General features: G+C 42.3%; 13 protein-coding genes. 5 read left to right on the plus strand and 8 right to left on the minus strand.

Annotated features, from left to right (window positions below; translation table 11 throughout):
• Positions 1 to 5 precede the first annotated feature (5 nt).
• The 6 genes from ABIE26_RS16135 to ABIE26_RS16160 form a co-directional block, all read right to left on the minus strand.
• Complete coding sequence (locus ABIE26_RS16135) at positions 6 to 3,344, minus strand: SusC/RagA family TonB-linked outer membrane protein (RefSeq protein WP_310143632.1); 3,339 nt, start codon at positions 3,342 to 3,344, stop codon at positions 6 to 8.
• Between the two features lie 164 nt (positions 3,345 to 3,508).
• Positions 3,509 to 4,657: a FecR family protein gene (locus ABIE26_RS16140; protein ID WP_310143634.1), complete on the minus strand. Its 1,149-nt coding sequence runs from the start codon at positions 4,655 to 4,657 to the stop codon at positions 3,509 to 3,511.
• A 48-nt stretch (positions 4,658 to 4,705) separates the two neighbouring features.
• On the minus strand, positions 4,706 to 5,296 hold the full coding sequence (locus ABIE26_RS16145) for an RNA polymerase sigma factor (RefSeq protein ID WP_310143636.1): 591 nt from the start codon (positions 5,294 to 5,296) through the stop codon (positions 4,706 to 4,708).
• 65 nt (positions 5,297 to 5,361) lie between these two features.
• Positions 5,362 to 6,162: a GNAT family N-acetyltransferase gene (locus tag ABIE26_RS16150; RefSeq protein WP_310143637.1), complete on the minus strand. Its 801-nt coding sequence runs from the start codon at positions 6,160 to 6,162 to the stop codon at positions 5,362 to 5,364.
• 110 nt (positions 6,163 to 6,272) lie between these two features.
• Entirely contained in the window at positions 6,273 to 7,052 is a 780-nt protein-coding gene (locus tag ABIE26_RS16155) for a LytR/AlgR family response regulator transcription factor (protein WP_310143639.1), read from the minus strand.
• A 2-nt stretch (positions 7,053 to 7,054) separates the two neighbouring features.
• Positions 7,055 to 8,689 carry a sensor histidine kinase gene (locus ABIE26_RS16160; protein WP_310143641.1) on the minus strand — a complete coding sequence of 545 codons (1,635 nt, stop codon included), beginning with the start codon at positions 8,687 to 8,689 and terminating at the stop codon, positions 7,055 to 7,057.
• A 157-nt stretch (positions 8,690 to 8,846) separates the two neighbouring features.
• Here ABIE26_RS16160 and ABIE26_RS16165 point away from each other — a divergent pair, with 157 nt between their 5' ends.
• Positions 8,847 to 9,605 (plus strand): HEAT repeat domain-containing protein, encoded by a 759-nt coding sequence (locus ABIE26_RS16165; protein ID WP_310143644.1) that lies wholly within the window; start codon positions 8,847 to 8,849, stop codon positions 9,603 to 9,605.
• A gap of 71 nt (positions 9,606 to 9,676) precedes the next feature.
• On the opposite strand, the gene ABIE26_RS16170 is transcribed toward ABIE26_RS16165, so the two are convergent.
• The gene (locus ABIE26_RS16170; protein WP_310143646.1) at positions 9,677 to 10,921 is read right to left on the minus strand and encodes a TCR/Tet family MFS transporter; all 1,245 of its coding nucleotides are present in this window, start codon (positions 10,919 to 10,921) and stop codon (positions 9,677 to 9,679) included.
• A gap of 121 nt (positions 10,922 to 11,042) precedes the next feature.
• Positions 11,043 to 11,624, minus strand: a complete 582-nt coding sequence (locus ABIE26_RS16175) for a YceI family protein (RefSeq protein ID WP_310143648.1) — start codon at positions 11,622 to 11,624, stop codon at positions 11,043 to 11,045.
• 136 nt (positions 11,625 to 11,760) lie between these two features.
• On the opposite strand from ABIE26_RS16175, the gene ABIE26_RS16180 reads away from it, so the two are divergent.
• From ABIE26_RS16180 to ABIE26_RS16195, 4 genes are all read left to right on the plus strand, one after another.
• Positions 11,761 to 12,399, plus strand: coding sequence for a hypothetical protein (locus tag ABIE26_RS16180; protein WP_310143649.1), 639 nt, complete (start codon positions 11,761 to 11,763; stop codon positions 12,397 to 12,399).
• 168 nt (positions 12,400 to 12,567) lie between these two features.
• Positions 12,568 to 13,752 (plus strand): ROK family transcriptional regulator, encoded by a 1,185-nt coding sequence (locus tag ABIE26_RS16185; RefSeq protein ID WP_310143650.1) that lies wholly within the window; start codon positions 12,568 to 12,570, stop codon positions 13,750 to 13,752.
• 42 nt (positions 13,753 to 13,794) lie between these two features.
• Positions 13,795 to 16,932 (plus strand): SusC/RagA family TonB-linked outer membrane protein, encoded by a 3,138-nt coding sequence (locus ABIE26_RS16190; protein WP_310143651.1) that lies wholly within the window; start codon positions 13,795 to 13,797, stop codon positions 16,930 to 16,932.
• Positions 16,933 to 16,951: 19 nt separating this feature from the next.
• Positions 16,952 to 18,853, plus strand: coding sequence for a SusD/RagB family nutrient-binding outer membrane lipoprotein (locus ABIE26_RS16195; protein ID WP_310143652.1), 1,902 nt, complete (start codon positions 16,952 to 16,954; stop codon positions 18,851 to 18,853).
• Positions 18,854 to 18,889: the final 36 nt, after the last annotated feature.

The following is an 18,889-nucleotide window of genomic DNA, read 5'->3' on the forward strand; positions in this document are numbered from 1 at the left end:
TAATGTTAAAATCGAACTGCTGCAGAGAATGATACCGATCTGGCAAATGGGTAATCGATGCCGCGCTCGTTTTTTATGGTAGAGATATAGAAAATATCGTTCATATAGGCCCTTAGGGTTATGGAAGAGGCCCGGATGCTTTTTAACCAGGGTGCTGTAGTGTTTTCATAACCTATGGAAAAGGCTTCGCCAACCAGCATATTGTTGTCGGCCACAAAACGTGACGAAATTGGTGTGGTTTCGGTACGCGATATGGCTTTAAACCGGGCATTATCTCCGGGCTGCTTCCATCGATCATACAGGGCCCGACGATCCTGATTCAGGGCTACACCTGTTGTGGATATATTTTCTACTTTCTCATAAAGGGTCTGTAAAAAAGCCTGCCCCCCTATGCGGTACCTCAGGTTAATAGAAGCTGTAAAACCCTTATAGAAGAAGTTTGTTCCGATAACTCCCTCCAGGTCTGGTTCGCTGTTACCCACAATTACTTCATCCTGGAAATTGTATACAAAGGTCTGCTCACCGTTTTTGTTCAAGAAAATTTCACGTCCGGTGGCGGGGTCTATACCAACTGAACGTACAGTCCATAAGTCCGACGGACTGCCGCCGTCGTAATACCGCACCAGGTTGCGGCTCCGGTTTGCCTGGTTAAAGCTGTTTAGCTGGTTGCCCATTTTACGGTATTCTGCCTTCAATTGCCGCATATTCAGATTTACCCGCCAGTTGAACTCATTTTTTCTAATCATCGTGTAATCTGTGTTTATGGTAAAGCCGCGGCTAACCTGCCCACCGATGTTCTGTGCCACCCGGGTAACACCCGTGGAAGAAGGAAGTGTTACAAATACAAGTAAGGGATCCGTATCCTTAACAAAATAATCGGCTGTGAAGCGCAGGCGGTTGTTGAGCGTGCTGAGGTCTAAACCAACGTTACGGTCAAGTGTAGTCTGCCATTTGAGATTACTGTTGCCCATGTTGCTGATGATGGTACTGGCCCCAAAAGGGTTTCGGTTTTCATTATTGTAACGGTAGATACGCATGGAAATGTAGTCGTCGAAATTCTGATTGCCGGGATTACCCATTGATCCGCGCAACCTGAGCTGATCTATCCATTTGAAGCTTTCTTTGATAAAGCTTTCATTATGGATATTCCAGCCTAAACCCAGCGACCAGATGACGGAGAAATGCCTGTCAGATCCATACACGGAAGAACCGTCGGAACGCAAAGTGGCATCAATAAGGTAGCGCTGGTTAAAACTGTAGCCCATGTTGGTAAAGAAGCTGGCTCCTCTGCGTTTGGATTCCTGGTAATCGGCACGCTGGCCTTCGGGATATTGCAATGCGAAACTCGGATTCGCAAATTCGTCATCAAGAAACCCACGGACCTGGAAGGCGCTGCGTTCACGTATGGTCTGTTCCATCCGCATACCCGCAACAGCATTTACCATATGGTTTTTGGCCAGTAACTTTCCGAAAGTTAAACTGAAGTCGCCGTCGTAGTTGATGTTTTTGCCATTGGCCTCATTGTACCGACCTTTTTGCAACACGTCTGTTCCTTCAAATTCGACGTTAAAGGGCGAGCGGAAAATCTCATCATGCGTAGTGAAACTGCGTAAGCCGAAGCGTCCGCGTGCACGTAACGCGTCAGTAATACGCCATTCCATTTCGAAGTTATTGGTAAAGCCCCGGGAGTCCTCTATATTGGTGTTCAGATTGCTCTGGTCAAACAAAGGACTGTAAATAGGGGCCAGGCCCGAATTTCCAAATGCTTTAAAATCCTCCAGTACTTTCCGCACATTACCTTGATCATCATATTTGCGGTAATAAGGATTGGCTCTTGAAAAATTGGAGAAACTTGAAGTCTCCTTGTTGGCGCGGACATTGTCTATGCTCAATGAGTTGTTTACCGAGAGTTTCCCTTTTCTATAAAGCAAACGTATATTTCCATTGGTAGCCTGCCTGTCCGATCCCTTCATTACCCCATGTGTATTGCCATAATTAAAAGAGGCGCTATAGCGAAGATTGGCATCTCCGCCCTCAGCGAATAAAGTATGTCTTTGCGTAAAAGCAGTGCGTAGCGGCTCATTGGCCCAATAGGTATTTACACCGCGACGGACCTCTTTTAGCCGGTTGTAATAATTGGCCTCACTTTGCAGGTTTGAACCCGGGATAATATTTCCTTCGGCATTGAGCAATCCATAAAAACCAGATAAAAGTTCAAATTGCAGTTTTTCCTCGGCATTCATGAGGTTATAGTCGGTAAGATCGGCAAAGCCCACAGTTCCGTTAAGTGTATAATTGATGCGTAGCTGGCCCGCAGTTGGGCGTTTGGTTTCTACCACGACAACACCATTGGCAGCCTTAGATCCGTAAATGGCAGTTGCAGAGGCGTCTTTTAGCAATGTGATGCTTTCTACCCTGTCCATACTCAGGTCGCTGATGATGGCCAGCGTGCTTTCAAAGCCGTCCAGTATAAATAATGGCTGGTTGGGATTTGTGCTAAATTCATCTGTAAGCCCGATCACACTGCTTTTTCCACGAATTTCGATGTCTGGCAACCGGTTAGGGTCTGATCCAAACAGATTGTTATCTATAATAGCAAACGATGGGTCAAGCGTTTTCAGACTTTGTAAAATATTCTGGTTGCCAACCATTTGCAGGTCTTTGGCAGTAAACCTGGCTGAAGACCCGGTGAATGCCTGGCGTTCCCTTTGGAAAATTCCGGTAACTACAACTTCGTTCATAGATTCGTCGCCAGGCTCGAGTTCTATATTCAGTATTTCCTGTTTCTGGTAGGCAACTTCCTGCGCTTTCATCCCCACATAGCTAAATACCAGTGTTTGTTTTTGATTAGAAACAGGGATAATGATCCGATATTGGCCTTTCGCATTTGTAGAACTGCTTAAACTGCTGCCTTTTAATTTAATGGTTGCACCTTCAAGCGGTATTTTTGTCTCAGCATGCCGGATGACCCCGCTTAGTGTTTGCTGTTGCGCATTGGAGACTGGTTTCTCAGGTTCGGGGCGCGTAGAAGCGGATATCGATATGGTCTTGTCTTCAATAAGATAGGTTATAGGCTGATTATCTGTGATCTTTTTCAAGAATGCTGACAATGGCATATTTCTGACATCGATGGTAACCGGGCTGGCTGCTTCTATGACCTTTTTTGTGCCAAAGACAGTGTAGCCGCTTTGTTTTCTGATGGCTTCGATTACAGACATAAAGGGGATGTTTTTCCCTTTAAGTGTAATCTGTTGTGAATAGCTGGAAGCGCTTACGGTGGTTAATCCGGCTATAAGTAGGAACATGATGATTTTCATCACTCGTATAAAGTAATATAAATTCATTAATTTTACGTTGGTTTAGTTGGTGCAAATAGCTGCTTAAACGTTTGGGTAGGCTGCACTGATCAGGCCTTAGGGGAAGGATGACGGTCCTTTCCCTTCTCTGATCTCAGGTGCTCTTTTTTAGGTCTGTATCATCTCATATGCTTGGTTTTTTGTTTTACAATCTATTTTTTTTCTTTTATGGTTAGTCTTCGATGGTTTACATCGAGGTTATAATCAACTTCAGCTGCATCTAATAATCGCAATACAAACCTGATGTTTTGATTGCGGTAGGCATCGCCGGTAAGTTCTTGTTCTTTTGGCATTTTGCCGTTAAACACAATATCCAGGTCGTACCAGCGGCCAATTTCATCCATAGTCTCTTCAAATGTCTTTCCGTCGAAGCTGAACTTGCCATCGCGCCAGGCTGTATAATTTGCCGGATTTACCGGTATCACTTTAGTTTTTCCGTTAAAGGTAACGGCCTGCTCATTTGGCTTGAGGACAACATGGCGCTGCTGATCGCGAACTTCAACTTTTCCTTCAACAAGCGTTGTTTTACCAGTTGCCTGCTCTGGGTAGGCCGTGATGTTAAATTGCGTACCCAGTACTTCCACTTCCTGGTGTTTGCTGATGACTTTGAAGGGGAGTTTCCCGCCATTAGGCTGGTATATGGATTTTACTTTGAAAAAAGCCTCGCCTTCAATTTCAACAACACGTTCTGCGGTGCTGAAATGCAGCGGGTATTTTATGGTAGTCTGGGCATTGAGCCAAACCTGAGTACCATCAGGCAATATGATTTTATAGGTGCCACCGCGTGGGGTACTTAACGACAATAGCTTTTCCACATCGGCAGGTTGGGTTGCAGCGGTGTTTTCTACAGGGCTGCCATCTGTATAGGTAATTTTATCTCCAGCTACAATACCTGCCTTGGAGTCTTTTAGCTGGATGGTCTGGCCGTTGGAAAGTGTAAGCGTTGCTTTATTTCCTCCAGGCCCTATTGTGCTTGCCTGTAATGGAGCGGAAGTTTTAGTTTGTGTTTTGTGGTTCAATACCAGCCAGGTACTCAGCGTAATGACAAGTACTGCCGCTGCGGCTGCGATCCAGCGGGTTTTAGACATAATCTTTGCTGGTTTTTGATCCCTGCTGTTTTCTACTTTTTCCAGTAAGGTGGCTAGCATACGCGCTTTTACCGCTTCAGGAGATTCGTCTTTTTTTGACAGAATAGTAACTTTCCGGTCGTCATGACTATTGTACCAATCCAGTAAAATCTGCAGTTCTTCTGGTGTAATACTGCCGTTGTTAAATTTAAAAACTAAATATGCTATGTCCATTCTACCTGTATAGACAGAAAAATATAGGGGAGGGGTGAGTGGAGGTAGTTAATTTTTAAAAAAAATATAAAAGGATATTAATGTGGTCAGCAATTCTATATCACCCTGGATGTCCCGGTTGGCTTTTTTGATATGTGATTTGACTGTGTTTTCTGATAAGTTTAATTTTTCGGCGATTTCTTTATTGGAAAGGCCATCCTGCCGGCTAAGCTTAAAAACGATCTGACACTGAGGAGGAAGCGAGTTTATAGAACTGTTTATCTGTTCCTGCAACTCACGTATCATCAGCTGACGTTCGGGCGACAACAGGTTGATGTCTTTTGCAGGAGTATAGTTTTCAGATTTTACACGCTCGCGATAGCGCCGGTCTAAAATATTGAAAGATTGGTTACGTATGGCACGGGCCAAATAATTTGACAGATCTACTTTGGCCAGTGAAAAATCGGCACGTAATTTCCAGAATTTGTACAGAACATCCTGAACACATTCTTCGGCTTCTTCCTGATTGCCTAAGCGGTTGTAAGCTACAGCAAGCATTTTGTCCCAGTAACGATTGTAAATTTCTGTCAACACACGCTCGTCGCCGTTTTGCATAAACTGCACTAACTCCTGATCTTCATATGACTGATATTGCCCCATTACAATGACTCCTCAGCTGCAAATATATAATTTTCAGAGTTTTATAGGGTGTTTAAACTTTTAATTTACCCGGTGTTTCCTCCAACCCTGTTGTAAATATTCCCCAGTTTGACGGATCTGATATTTCCCCGCCGCATGTGTTTTTCAGTATAATACTCCTTAAAACCTTTGCTGCACAAAAAGTCTTTCGCAAATAAATTATCTGCCGGAAATGCTGCCTTTTCATTTGAGTTCAAATGCAATTTTAAAAGTTCTAGTCCGGCTGATGGATGGTTTGCAACAATTAAGCCTTCACCCAGGGCAGGTAAATAGAAGCCTTCAATCTCATTATTATCCATATATACAAAGCCGCTTTCAAGTGCCGCTTCAAGATGCATCATCCTGTCCTCTCCGCTGGCCGTTTTATCAATCGTTGAAATTTGCGTTTTAAACTCCGGTTGATAGGGTATAATATGAGCTGAGATCAATTCTTTTTTATCAAAAATCAGGTCTTTAAAAAACAGGTACTCCGTGTCCTGAATAAATCCCAGTTTTTCATATACCGGTACCCCAAGCTGAGTAGCAATCAAATAAATCGTTTCACAGGCATGTTGTTCGGCGATATCAATTAACGACTGTGTCACACATTTTCCTATTCCTTTTCCTCTTTGGTCGGCATGGACTATAATGTGGCCAAACCAGGCTACGTCGTTGTGGATAATTGCAGCTCCCAAACCAACAATCATATCGTCAATCATCACTTTAATGGGGAAACAAAAGGAAGATTGCAGGTAAAAACCAAAACTCGGCTTAATATCATTCCATCCCTCGGGCTGTAGCGCTGATATCAAATCCAATTCTTCATATTTTAAATCCAGTACTTTCATTTTTTTGTTTTTTGGGGATTTCGATCTCTTTTTTTTTGTGAATACTTCTTTAAGGTTCAATTGGGTGAGTTGGAGTCGCCTGGCTTTTATCTAAAGATGGTTTTTTGTTATCAAATGTTAAAACCTCTGGTAAAATTTAAAGGCCGGTCATGGTTTAATGCAGCCTGTACTGCTGTTTTATTTGGTCGCGAAACAGGAATCTTGTCTCCGTTATTCAATAAAAGCATTCCGCCATCTTCCTTGATCCAGCTCTTGATGAAAATTTTATTTACCAGATGGCTTTGGTGTGTTCGTAAAAAGCCTGCACTGGTCAGCATTTCTGCATATTCTTTTAATGATTTGGATACCAGTATCTTTTCGAAGCTGGAAAGAAAAAAGTGTGTATAGGAATTATCTGCTTCGCAGCGGATGATATCACTTACGGATACATATCTGATTTCATGCAACTGGGGTAGGGCAATTTTAGCTGGGGCTGTTCCGGTGCTTTTTAAATGGTTCAGTAAAAAATTCAATTGCTGTGCCGTTTGTTTTGTAGCTATCTTTTCTTCTGCTTTATTAACTGCCAGTACCAGTTCTGCGATATCAACCGGTTTTAGCAGGTAATCAACTGCGGCAAACTTAATGGCATCTATCCCATATTCATTGAAAGCAGTGACAAAGATTACCTCAAAGTCTTTTGTTGGCAGCAAGCGCAGAAGGTCGAAACCTGTTTCCTTTCCCATATGGATATCTAAAAGAAGCAGGTCCGGCTGTTGTGCTGCAATCTGCTGCAAAGCCTGGCTTACATTGTTTGCTGTCCCTACCAAAGTTAAACGCGGGCAGTATTCCCTGATAAGGTTACTGAGATTTTCTACATTGGATTGCTCGTCGTCTATTATCAGTGTCTTCATAATTATAACCAGTGGTTTAAGGTAATGATCGCAGTTGTGCCGTTAAGGTCCGAGTGCAACTCCAGGGTGATCGGGCAGTCCTGATACATTCGGTTCAGTAAATCTATTCTTTTTTTACAGAGCGACAATCCAAAACCTGCATAGACCTTTTGAACATCAAAGCCTTCGCCGTTGTCATTTACCGATAAAATCAGGTTGTCTCCCACAGCTTTGAATGCTACCAATAATTTTCCTTTGTTGCCCTGAACTGACATGCTATGTTTAACTGCATTCTCTGCAAAAGGCTGCAGCAACATAGTTGGGATCATTACCTCTAAAATATCTATGTCGGTATCGACCGCGATTTGGTAGCTAAAATTAAAGCGCAGTTGTTCCATAGCCAGGTAGTCGTCTAAAAGCCTGTGCTCATCCTTGAGTGCAATCAGTTGTTTTCCATCAAGAATGCTTCGGGTTAACCTGGCAAATTTGCTAAGATAGCTGTTGGCTTTTTCTATTTCTTTCTGGTTCATCAGATTCTGAATTCCACCCAGGGCATTGAAAACAAAATGAGGGTTAAGTTGAGAACGTACATGGTTTAATTCTGTTTTAGCGCTTTCTGCCTGGCGATGGGCTATAATAAGTTTTTGCTTATTCTTTCTCCTGATTAGCAGAAAGGTGCTGATTGCAAGTAGAATGATAACGGAAAGCGCTGTGATAACTTCGGAGATTCCGAAAGTTAAGGGGGGGCTTTTTACCTTGAACGATATTTTTGCCCATTTACTGTCAATTGAAGTTCTATCAAAAGATTGCCCTGGCATAGGAGTAATGCGCAGTTGATAAGAACCGGGTTCGCTAAAATAACTCGCAGGAATAAAAACATAAGGTTTGCCGTCGTGTGAGTCGTAGTTCCAGTTGTTAGAGACGAATAGGGTGTCGGCTTTATTTTTTGAGACTTTCACTAAACCGGCATAGTATGCAAAATCTATGTCTGTCTTGTTTAGAATCAGCTGGATGCCCCGGGATTTTTTATCGAGGCTAAATTTAGAACCGTTGTTTATCGGGATGATGTCTGCTAAGGTGCTGATTATATTGGTGCCCCGTGTTTTGAATAAGCGTCCTTCGCGTAGCAATACTGCTTTTTCGATCCTGGCCTGAGGTAAGGACTTGTTATAAATGATAACTGTTGTTACTTTGCTTTCCTCTGGCAAGCGGTATATTTTTACCGTAATTTTTTTGTTTCTCGTATCCGGAACAGTCAGGTTCATGGTGAGGTAGCCAGGGAGATCGCTGCTGGCTGGCCAAACGAAATCTATTTGACTAAGCTTTGCGTTAGCGCGCACAATCGTTGTGTCATTTTCAAAAATAGAATATCGATAATAGTCTATACTATCCTTTTTTATCCAGGTGGTGACAGCAATGGTTTTAGCATTAACCAGATAAACCATATTACCCAAAGGATCATTTGGGAGAGCGTTAAAAGGATTTATAAATTTGGTTTGCTTGTCATTAACAGCCAGGAAAATAGGAATTTTAGACTTAGGTCTGCTCACGTAGTAGTTCATGGGATTCCCCTCCGCATTGGTTAGAGGAAATTTCTCCTGGGCCTTGCTGAAATTGAATAGCAAAAAAAATAGTAAGAGACTGATGGTTGTTTTCATGAATTGAGAATTAAATATAGGCTAAACCTCCCGTTATTTTTTGCTTTTAAAAATCTATAAATTGTAAGGCTACGGAAAGGCTTAGTGGAATGGGCAGTTGAGCTTGAATCCGGAAATTGCACTTGTTTTTTTTTACGAATAAGTGCTAATATTGTGTATGGGATTTTACGATCTAAATAAAGAGGAACGTGTACAGCTTGTAGCCAGAATTAACCATAATATCCTTACTGAACTGGGTACAGGAACTTTTAAACACACAGCCCGGTACTTTGCTGATGAGGATACCTATATCAGGAAATCTGCCTATCTGGCCATCGGTAAAATATATCTGGCTAATGCAGATTTGAGACCTAAAATAATAAACACTTTAGAACAATTTTTTCCGGATAAGGATTTCAAAATCAGGCAAACGGTGATCAATGCAGCGGGCGAGATCGGTAAAGCTGATTTTGAATGCGTGCGGCATTTCTTTGATAAGGGCCTGTTTGATAAACACCATTCGCCAAGGAATGCGGTAATTGGTTCTATCAAAAAAATGGGAGAAGTAAATCCTGTTCCGGTACTGCAATGGGCAAGGTTATACCTGCACCATGAAGACAAAGAGATCCGCAGAGAGATCTGTCATGGAATAGAACTCCGGGGGCGTAAATATCCGCAGGATATTTTACCCATGTTACAGGAACTGCAACACGACAAAACTGCCAGGGTAAGGAATACACTGGTACATGTAATTGGACAAATTGCCTATAAAAAAGGATGCATACAGACCGTAGTTGCAGACCTTAAACTATGGGAAAACAGGCAGCTGGTTGAAGATGCACTTGAAGAAATCATTGATGTGCACGACCGTTATAAGGATTTTGCTGTTTTAACACAAGATGAGGCCAGGCAATACATCGCAGATAATTTTACTTAATTTTATCCCAGAATAAGCTGATCAATTTTTATCATTAAACTGCATGGAACTGCTGATTGAAGGAACGGCGCCTATTGATCACTTACCGGGGCCGAGAGTTCTTTGCGTTCGCGGCTGAGCACTCTATATATAATATATATACTCAATAGCATACACGCAGCACCAATTAAGAAGTGTATCCCCGGAAAATAGAAAGGGGCTTTACTTGATGTAAAATAAGCAAAGGTACCATTCATAATGAGCGGTCCGATAATGGCAGTAAGACTCATCAGGCCAGTAAGGGCACCTTGTAGCTCTCCCTGTTGGTTTGCAGGCGCATGTCCGGATATGACCGATTGCAAGGATGGACCGCAGATCCCGCCCAGACAGTAAGGGATCAGAAAGGCAAACATCATCCAGCCCTGTGTAGCAAGTCCAAATAGGACGAGACCTACGGTGTATAATCCCAGACCGATGTAAATACTTTTTTCGTTCCCGATCTTAGGCACAATGACCCGGGTTAATCCGCCCTGAACAGCACCAACCAATACACCAACTACTGCAAGGGAAATACCTACCATTTTTTCGCTCCAGTTGAAGCGGTAGATGGTAAAGAAGTTCCAGTTACCCTGAACGGCCTGGCTGCCCAGGTAGATCAGAAAAAAGCCAAATGCGAGTTGTCCGATTTTAGCGTTTCTGGTTAAAAACCTTAAGGAGCCAAATGGATTTGCCCTTTTCCAGTCAAATTCCCTGCGGTTTTCCTTACTTAATGATTCAGGTAAAAAGAAGTAGCCATACAAACAATTAACCAGGCAAAGCACTGCCGCTGCATAAAAAGGAGCACGTATACCCCAGGTTGCAAGAAGGGCACCCAGCGCAGGGCCAAGCACAAAGCCAAGGCCAAAGGCCGCGCCAATTAACCCAAAGTTTTTGGCTTTAGAAGTTTCATCGGTACTTACATCGGCAATATAGGCTGTAGCAGTAGTAAAACTGGCCCCCGTTATACCGGCAATAATCCGGCCTACAAACAGCCATGCATATGTTGGTGCCAGCGCCAGGATAATATAATCTACGCCAAAACCGAGCAGGGAAAGCAATAGCACCGGCCGGCGGCCAAACTTATCACTCAGGTTCCCGATTACCGGCGCAAACAGGAATTGGGTAATGGCAAAAACAGAAAGCAAAAAAGCACCATATGTACTGGCCTGATTAATGGGGATGCCTTTTAGCTGGGCAATAAGATCTGCCATTACTGGAATAATTAGGCCCCATCCCATTACATCGATCAGTAATGTGATAAAAATGAAGCTGATTGCGGCTTTTTTGGATGTCTGCATAATTAACGAAAGTAGGAAATCTTCCGTTAAGATTTATACTGTAAATGGGCTGCCTTGAAAAAATAAAGCGGCAGGATACATGATTATCCTGCCGCTTTATTTATATAAAAAAAATGCTTTTTTAGTTTTGCACAAACTCCGTATTTGCATTTAAAGTTACTTCATCACTTAGCATGGCGTTGCCATATTTGGTTCCAAAACCAAAATCAGCTCTTTTTATAGTGCCGCTAACTTTAAAACCTGCAGTAGGTTTTTTAGACATAGGGTTGGTGGTAACACCTCTTAATGTAGCATCCAGAACCACTGGTTTGGTTACACCATGGAAATTTAAATTACCGCTTACTTTGTATTTGTTGCCTGAAACTTTTTTTACTGAAGTGCTTTTGAAAGTCAGCTTAGGATATTTGGCAGCATCAAAGAAATCAGCACCTTTTAAATGCTCGTCTCTTTTGTCATTATCTGTATTTACCGAGTTCACATCTGCAGTCAGTTCCACAACAGCATCAGAAAAATCTGGCTTTGAAGAAGTAATGGTTGACTGGAAGTTTTTGAATGATCCCTCTACATCGGTAATCATCAGGTGGGTAACCACAAAACCCAGTTTAGAATGTGAAGTGTCGGCCGACCATGTTGTTGGCGCTGCAGATTTAAAGGCGAAAAGAGCAGTGCTTAAAACTGCTGCCGCTAATAATAATTTTTTCATATGTTCTTTATTCTATTTGTTGAATGCAAATAGACAAACTTGCTAATGGTAAATTATTGATCTATGATAAGAAAAAAAAATACTTTGCCTACATTGCCTGTGCAGTGTTAGGACTGCATAAAACACATACACACTTATGAAAACAAAAATCTTGTTGATGGCCAGCTTAATGCTGGTTCTTGTGCTAACGGGAAAAGCGCAAAAACTTTTAAGGGCTAATTTCGTTATTGCCGATTACAAAACCGGGATACAGCACACGGTGCTTACCTATCCGAAATTTGTGATAGGGATGGATGCGGATGGAAACATTGCCTTCCTGAAATCGCGTGGTTACAATGGTTCTTCAGACTGGGGCGACTTTGAGGATCACAGTGCTTCCGGTACTGAAATGATAGGTAATTTGAAGGTGACTTATTACGGTAGTTCTGACCGGGACAAGGAAGGGAAGATAAAATCGGTAGAAGGGGTAGTCTTCAATTATTACGACAGGTTTGACATTCATGACGGTAAGGGCAAACTGAAAGCAATAGGGGATGAAAAGATCAGCTACAACAATGCTTTTGACATTCATGAGAAAGCTGGTACGCTGAAGTCTGTTGGAAATATCAGTATCAAATACAATAATGCTTTTGATATACACGAGATTAAAGGAACCGTAAAATCTGTAGGGCAGGTTAAAATTTCTTACTATAATAAATTTGATGCTGAATCCCTGCGGGGTAAAATCCGGTCCGTAAAAGGAAACAGCCGGGAGCTGGCTGTAACCAGGTTGTAAATTTCCTGATTACCAAATTTGACAATAGCAGCGCCGTAGGCGCTTTTTTTATGAAATTATATCGCTGTGTTTTATAAACATCGACTAACTTAATAAATAATTTAAAAAGATTTGTAAAGTATTACAATTAATTATTAAGTTTGTTGTAAGATACTAACCAGATAAACCATGGCAATAGAGAAGGGACAGCTTTTAAGATCGGATATTGTTAAACAGCTTTATTATAAAAATCCGTTATCACTTACTGAACTTAGCAGGCTTACGCATAAAAGTCTTCCATTGGTTACTAAAGTAGTTAATGGGCTGGTTGCGGAGGGGTATGTCAAGGAGCAGGGACTGGCGCCTTCAACCGGTGGGCGCAGGGCATCTTTATTTTTGCTCAACCCGGATATGCAAAAGTATATTGTAGCTGTAGCTATGGATCAATTTACCACACGTATGGTGATTTATGATCTGGCAAGAAATTTTGTGTCACCTGTAAGTACACTGGAATTAACCATTCCTGCCGACAATGGTGCTGTAGATGAACTTATCTTATTTATTGACAGGAACATTAAGGCCTCGGGTATTGATCCGGATAAGCTATTGGGTATTGGTATTGGTATTCCAGGTTTTATCGATGTGGAAAACGGTACCGATCATTCTCATTTGAAAACCAAAGACGGTTCTCATCTGGGGAAATACCTTACTAAAAAATTAGGGCTTCCTGTATTTATGGATAACGACTCCAGTTTAATTGCGCTTGCCGAAATGCAGTTTGGTGCGGCGGCGGGTAAACGCGATGTTATGGTTGCTAATATAGGTTGGGGAACAGGTTTGGGTATGATTGTAAACGGACAGTTGTATAGGGGAAGCAGCGGTTATGCAGGTGAGTTTAGTCATATCCCATTGTCCAATACAGATAATTTGTGTTCTTGCGGTAAGCGTGGATGTCTTGAAGTGGAAACTTCATTGCTGGTAATGACGAAAAAGGCAAAAGCAGAGATAAATAAAGGAGCGGCAACAAGTATGGCGCAATCGTTCAAAGATGACAAAAGGAACATTGGTGAACTTTTTCTGGAAGCAGCACGGAACCATGACCCGCTTGCGGTTTCCATTCTTTCTGATGCAGCTTTTTTGATTGGAAAGGGGCTGGCCACCTTAATTCATATCATGAACCCTGAGTGTATAGTATTGAGTGGTCGCGGAGCCATTGCAGGGAAAATATTACTGCCTCCTGTACAGCAGGCAGTCAATGAATTCTGTATTCCAAGAATTGCAGATAAAACAACAATCGTGATTTCGGAACTGGCGGCAGATGCAGAGTTGCTTGCAGCTGCCAGCCTGGTGATAGAGCATAGTACATTTGAATAACTAAAATCCAAATATCCAATTATTAACTAAACTTTAATTAACATGAAACAGTTTTACTCCCGGTGCCTGAGCGTGCTGTTGTTAAGCTTATTAACAATTAGCGCCTATGCACAAAAAAACATATCGGGAACCGTAAAGGACAAAGCAGGCACACCGATACCCGCGGTTAGTGTGTTGGTAAAAGGCACTAAAAATGGTGTCAGTACAGACGCTACAGGTCGGTATGCTATTGCGGCAAAACAGGGTGATGTACTTGTTTTTCGTTACCTGAGCTATAAAAGCCAGGAAATTGCCGTAGGTTCAGGCACTTCTGTAAACGTTGTACTGGAAGAAGAAGACAACAGTTTGAACGAAGTGGTGGTGACCGCCCTTGGTATAAAAAGAGAAAAGAAAGCTCTGGGTTATGCCTTGCAGGAAGTAAAGGGTGAAGCACTGGTTGAAGCCAGAGAGCCAAATCTGGTAAATACCCTTTCTGGTAAAGTTGCGGGTTTACAGGTGTCGCGTTCAAGTAACGGGCCTGCGGGGTCATCCAAGATCACGCTTAGAGGTAATAATTCTTTAACCGGCGATAATCAGCCACTTATTGTGGTGGATGGTATACCGGTAAATAACTTTACTGGTGCTTATAACAGGAAAGGCGAAGTGAACAATGATTACTTTAATCCACCTACCGATATGGGTAACGGGATGTCTGATATCAACCAGGAAGATATAGAGAGTGTAACTGTACTAAAAGGTCCTGCAGCTTCTGCTCTTTATGGATCAAGGGCTGGTAACGGGGTAATCATGATCACTACCAAAACCGGTAAAGCGCAAAAGGGACTTGGTGTAACCGTAACTTCAGCTTTTGGCGTAGAAACCGTATTTACTACCCCTGAAATGCAAACCAGTTTCGGACAGGGAACGGAAAATATCTTCACTGAAACTTCAGGTTTAAGCTGGGGACCAAAAATCGCTGGTCAGACCATCACCAACTGGAATGGCCAGCAAATTCCTATGGCTGTTCACGACAATCTGAACAACTATATTTCATCAGGTTTCAGTTCCAATCAGGGTGTGGTTTTTCAACAGCAGATCAACTCTACTTCTGTTTATACCTCTTTTAATCGTTTGGATGACAGGAGTATCATTCCTGGCGCTAAGCTTCAGCGGACAAATTTAACTGCCAGAGCTGTTAGCAAATTTGGTAAAGACGACCGTTGGGTTATAGATACCAAGGTGCAGTATAGCAATAATAATGCACAGAACAGACCAAATAATGGTTCTAACCTGAACAACATATTCAGTACACTTTATCTCTTCCCAAGATCACTGGACATCAAAGAGTTTAGTCAACCCGTTGATGAAGCCGGAAAAATGGTATGGTACAATACCACTACCTCACAGCTGAACCCTTACTGGGCCAGGCAGTACAGATTAAATCAGGATGTAAGAGATCGTTATTTACTGAACGGGTCTTTGAAGTATAACTTTAACAGTTGGCTGAATGCAGAGATCAGAGGTGGAACAGATAAATACAGCACCAATATTGAAGAGAAAGTTTATGCAGGTAGTCCTTCAACAGCAACTGGGCGTTATGCACTGAATAAGCATACTTTTACAGAAACCAACCTTAGCTTCTTGCTCTCTGGTCAGAAAGATAACGTTTTTGATCGTTTGGGAGGAGGTTTTAGCTTTGGTGGGAATTTGATGTCGCAGGAAAACAGCCAGCTGAACAGTGATTCCGGAGATTTGACGGTACCAAACCTTTTTTCGCTGAACAACGGAAAAAATAAACCGTCTATTGAGCAGGTTTATATCAGAAAGAAAATCAATTCACTTTATGGTACTTTTCAGTTAAACTGGGATGGTTACCTTTTTGCAGATGCAACTTTAAGGAACGACTGGACATCTTCTCTTATAAAAGCCAACCGATCTTATTTTTATCCTTCCTTCAGTGTTTCTTACATTTTTACAGAAATGCTGACAAAAATGGGTAAAGATTTGCCATCATGGTTATCCTATGCAAAGATCCGCGGATCAGCTGCCCAGGCAGGTAACGATATGGCGCCATATCAGTTGTACAACACCTACGTAATTGATAAAGATCCAAATGGAAATACTACAGCCTACAGGGGAGAAACTTTGTTTGATCCGAATGTAAGAAGCGAGCTGATCAAATCTTATGAAGCGGGTGCAGAGTTAAGATTTTTCAAAAGCCGTTTTGGTTTAGACTTTTCAGTTTATAAATCAAATGCAACGAACCAGTTGATAGACCTTCCTATGGACCCATTGAGCGGTTACAAAAAGAAGAAGATCAACGCGGGGAACATCCAGAATACAGGTATCGAAATTATGGCCGATGCAAAGATTCTTGACAATGCTGAGGGATTCAACTGGAACATGGCGGTAAATTATTCGCATAATAACAATACCGTGAAATCCATATTCGCAGATGTTCCAAGGTACAGACTTGGCGGCTATGATGAAGTGAGTATACTTGCTGTGGAAAAAGAAAAGTATGGGGAGATCTATGGCAGTAAGTTTTTGAGGGTTACAGACCCTAACAGCGAATTTTATGGACAGCTTCTATTGGATAAAGATGGTTTGCCGCTAAAGGGCGAACAGAATGTTAAGTTGGGCAATCAACAGGCATCTGCTTTGGTGGGTATAACCAATACTTTTAACTATAAAGGCTTTAACCTCTCGTTCCTGGTGGATGGCCGTTTTGGAGGTAAAATATTCTCCGCTACCAACGTTAACATGCAAAAGAATGGAACTGCTGCAGTAACAGTTGTGGGTGGCGAAAGAGAGAACATTACTGTAAAAGGGGCGGTTCTTAATCCGGTTACCAATAAATATGAAGCAAATACGACTTCAGTAACGCCTCAGCGCTATTGGAGGTCTGTAGCAGGGCAAGGTAACCTGGGTATTTCCGAGGCGAATTTATATGACGCTTCCAACATCAGGTTAAGAAACGTAAACCTGAGTTACAATTTCTCGCCTAAATTTTTGGCAAACACGCCTGTTCAGCGCGCAAAAATTGGTGTGTCTTGTAACAACGTATGGCTGATTACCAGTCATTTGAACGGAATTGATCCTGAATCGGTATTCGCGACCAGTGACAATGCAACAGGTTTTGAAAGTGCAAGTGCACCAACTACCCGTACTTTCACCTTTAACTTAACCTTAGGCTTTTAATCTTAATATTCATATTACGATGAAACATATTATAAAAAAATCATGCATGTTTATTGCAGCTACAATGGTGCTGGCATCATGTAAAAAATTTGAAGAGATCAATCAGAACCCCCTCGCAGCCGATGAGGACAAAGTACAGGTTGAGTACTTCATTAACCGATCAATTATTGAAGCTCAAATGAACCCTGATGTTGCAGAACGGTCATTTGTACTATACTGGAAACCAGCTGGCAGACAGGCAGCTGATGTGGACGGCGGGACCATCTCATTTGGTGATTACAATGATGGCTGGAGCAATGCTTATTATGAGCAGGTTTCGGGTTGGCTGAATGCAGTAAATACAGGTATCCAGATCGGCGAAAAGCAAATTGCCAATGGAACTTCAAAGCTTTATACCAACAACCTGATCCAGGTAGCAAGGATATGGAGGGCTTATTTATTGAGTGAAATGTCTGATAATTTTGGACCCATACCTGTAAAGGGTTTTCAGGGAACCAATCCGGATTTCAGCGATGTGAAAACGGTATATTACTATATTCTTGAAGAGCTTAAAGATGCTTCTGCGAAACTGGATGTAAGTATGGTCCCTTCTGAAGACTTGAAAAAACTGGATCCTGCATACAATTATAATTACGCAAACTGGAAAAAATATGCTACCTCTATGCGTATGCGTCTGGCTATGCGCCTATCTGAAGTTGATGCGAATAAAGCAAAAACAGAATTTGAGACCGCCGCTGCAACCAATGATTTTATTACCCTGCAGGAACAAAGCTTTCAGGTACAGGAAAAGGATGGCTGGGATGCGCTTACAGGGGTGATGACGCGCAGCTGGGATACACAGCCTTTATCGGCAACTCTGAACAACATTTTTGTAGGCCTTGGTGGCGTGAAAAGTGCAGATCAGCTGGGAGCTGATTTCCAGAGTTACATCAAGCCTGCCAACTGGCTCGGACAAAAGTATCCGGTTCAGTTCAGTACAAAAACCAACGATCCTCAGGCAGGCTACTGGTTTAACGGATTGCCATTTACAATTGACCCGCGCGCCTACGTGCTGTTCAGTATTCCGGGCGATCTGACCAATCCACGGTATCCAAAACAAAATACAGGTTATGATACTATTACGGAGCGTTTATTAAAAAATGCAGACGGATCAACAGCAAAAACGGTAAATGCAAAATATACCTGGAATGCCAAAACTGATGGCGACTGGGGATCAAAGGATCCACTGAACCAGCTTGTTAATTACGGGGGAACCATGCCAAGGATCAATATGCAATTTAGAAACAGCACCCAGAAAAGACTTTTCTTTGGGCCATGGGAAACTTACTTCCTGTTGGCTGAAGCTGCGGTACGTGGATGGAGCACGCCGGTAAATGCACAAACTGCATATGAGACAGGAATAGCGAAGAGCTTTGCTTACTGGGGACTCCCGGTAGGTTCTTACATTACTTCCCAGGATTATAACAGGGTAGGTACTTCTGTTAGCTGGACACATACTACCGAGCCAACAGCACGCGTGATGAATTTTGAAGATGGAATGACGGGCGCGCCAGGAACAGTGACAGTAAATTATCCGAAAAATGACCTTTATAAAAACGGGACGGTTAAAAATGATCACCTGACAAAAATCATTACACAGAAGTTTATTGCGCAAACCCCATGGTTGCCATTGGAAAGCTGGAATGACCACAGAAGATTAGGACTTCCTTTCTTCGAAAACCCGGTTATTGAAAATTCAATTCAGACCCTACCTGCTTTGACAGATGCTACTTATATGACCAGTAGTGTGAAATTCCTGCCTCAGCGTTTGAGATACCCTTCAAATTTGAAGAACAACAACGCAACGGGTTACGGACAGGCTGTTGGTGCACTAAATGGTACCGACGAAGTGCTTACTCCATTGTGGTGGGCACAGAAATAGGAGATTACTGACGATCACGGATTACAGGAATGCGTT

This window comes from Pedobacter africanus (assembly GCF_040548825.1).
Classification (GTDB): domain Bacteria; phylum Bacteroidota; class Bacteroidia; order Sphingobacteriales; family Sphingobacteriaceae; genus Pedobacter; species Pedobacter africanus_A.